The sequence below is a fragment of the Methylibium sp. genome (assembly GCF_013817365.1).
Classification (GTDB): domain Bacteria; phylum Pseudomonadota; class Gammaproteobacteria; order Burkholderiales; family Burkholderiaceae_C; genus Methylibium.
Window position 1 is genome coordinate 1 of record NZ_JACDCU010000573.1, and the last position, 2,161, is coordinate 2,161.

Here is a 2,161-nt window from a genome sequence, read left to right on the forward strand (position 1 = left end):
GGGCTACATCGTCGACAGCTTCATGGTGGTCGTGCTGGGCGGGGTGGGGCAGTTGGCCGGCACGGTGTATGCGGCGCTCGGATTGGGCATCGTAAACAAGCTGCTGGAAGGCTGGCAGGGCGCGGTGCTGGCCAAGATCATGGTGCTGGTGTTCATCGTGATCTTCATTCAGAAGCGGCCGCAGGGCCTGTTTGCGATCAAGGGGCGGAGCGTGGAGGCATGAGTGCGGTGGTTCCGGGCGGCCCCCTCACCCCAACCCTCTCCCCTGTGTCCGGGGGAGAGGGAGCCAAGCCAGTGCTCGCGTCTACGGCAGGCGGATTGGAAGAGGGTCGCCGTGTGCAAGAAGACCAGGCAAGCAGAGCCGGCCGGCTCCCTCTCCCGCGTGCGGGAGAGGGCTGGGGTGAGGGTCGTCGCGTCCATCGCTGGACCGGCGTCCTCATCGCCTTCATCGCCGTCACGGTTCTCGCCCCGCTGCTCAACCTCGCCGTCCCCCCCGACAGTGCCTTGCACCTCAGCGACTACGCCGTCGGCCTCATCGCCAAGATCATGTGCTTCGCCATCTGCGCGCTGGCGATAGATCTGGTGTGGGGCTACACCGGCATCCTGTCGCTCGGCCACGGCCTGTTCTTCGCGCTGGGCGGCTACGCAATGGGCATGTACCTCATGCGCCAGATCGGCCTCGACGGCAATTACCAGTCGGCGCTGCCCGACTTCATGGTCTTCCTCGACTGGAAGGAGTTGCCCTGGCACTGGGCGCTCAGCGACTCCTTCCTCGCCACGCTCGTGCTCATCGTCGTGGTGCCGGGCGGCGTGGCCTTCGTTTTCGGGTACTTTGCGTTCCGTTCGCGCATCAAGGGCGTGTACTTTTCGATCATCACGCAGGCGCTCACCTTCGCCGCGATGTTGCTGTTCTTCCGCAACGAGACCGGCTTCGGCGGCAACAACGGCTTCACCGACTTCAAGCGGATCGTCGGTGTGCCGATCGCGCAGCCGGACACGCGCATGGTGTTGTTCGTCATCACGGGACTCACCCTGATCGGCTGCTTCGTGTTCGCCCGCTGGCTGGTCGCCACACGCTTCGGACGCGTGCTGCAGGCCGTGCGCGACGCCGAGAACCGCGTCATGTTCTGTGGCTACGACCCGCTTTGGTACAAGCTGGCGATTTGGACACTTTCGGCCGTGATCTGCGGCGTGGCCGGCGCGCTTTATGTGCCGCAGGTCGGCATCATCAACCCGGGCGAGATGTCGCCGGCGGCCGGCATCGAGATGGCGATCTGGACGGCGGTGGGCGGGCGCGCCACGCTCATCGGCCCGATCGTCGGCGCCTTCTTCGTCAACGGGGCGAAGAGCTGGTTCACGCAGGCGTTTCCGGAAGTCTGGCTGTACTTTCTGGGTGCACTCTTCATCGCGGTGACGCTGTTCCTGCCCCAAGGCATCGTCGGACTTTTCCGCCGTCTTTCGAGCGGTGAAAGCGGCAGCTGGCGGCGCGTGCTGGGGCGCTTGCGCAGGACCGCGCCATGACGCCTGATCTGCTGCAGGCCGGCGCCCGTGCGCGCCAGCGCCATGAAGCGCCGCCTGGAGACGGGCCCTCGGGCGGGCGCGTCGCCAGCTACGGCCGCGTGGTCGAGCGCGGCGCGCTCGACGTGGCGCACGGCGCCATCCTGTACCTCGAAGACATCACGGTGAGCTTCGACGGCTTCAAGGCACTCGATGCGCTCACGCTCGACATCGCCGCCGGCGAACTGCGCTGCATCATCGGGCCCAACGGCGCGGGCAAGACGACGATGATGGATGTGATCACCGGCAAGACGCGGCCCGACGCCGGGCGTGCGTTCTTCGGCTCCACGGTCGATCTGCTGCGCCACTCGGAGAGCGAGGTCGCGCGCTTGGGCATCGGCCGCAAGTTCCAAAAGCCCAGCGTGTTCGAGCAGCTCAGCGTGTTCGAGAACCTAGAACTCGCGCTCAAGACCGACCGCCGCGTGCGTGCTGCCGTGTGGGCCCGGCTCTCGGGAGCGGAGCACGAACGCATCGACGCGGTGCTCGAACGCATCCACCTGAAGGCTCAGGCGGGGCGCCTGGCCGGGCTTCTCTCGCACGGCCAGAAGCAGTGGCTCGAGATCGGCATGCTGCTCATGCAGGACCCCAAGCTCCTGCTGCTCGA

At 66.6% G+C, this 2,161-nt stretch carries 2 protein-coding genes and 1 pseudogene; all 3 read left to right on the forward strand.

All coding sequences use genetic code 11. The features are described 5' to 3' along the window. Nucleotides 1-223: pseudogene (locus H0W38_RS21440) on the forward strand (urea ABC transporter permease subunit UrtB); the annotation flags it as partial. A gap of 215 nt (nt 224-438) precedes the next feature. Further along, nucleotides 439-1,521, forward strand: a complete 1,083-nt coding sequence (gene urtC / locus H0W38_RS21445; RefSeq protein ID WP_292458016.1) for an urea ABC transporter permease subunit UrtC — start codon at nt 439-441, stop codon at nt 1,519-1,521. Further along, a partial coding sequence (locus H0W38_RS21450) for an ATP-binding cassette domain-containing protein (RefSeq protein ID WP_292458014.1) occupies nt 1,518-2,161 on the forward strand: 644 nt, incomplete at its 3' end. The genes urtC and H0W38_RS21450, both read left to right, overlap by 4 nt.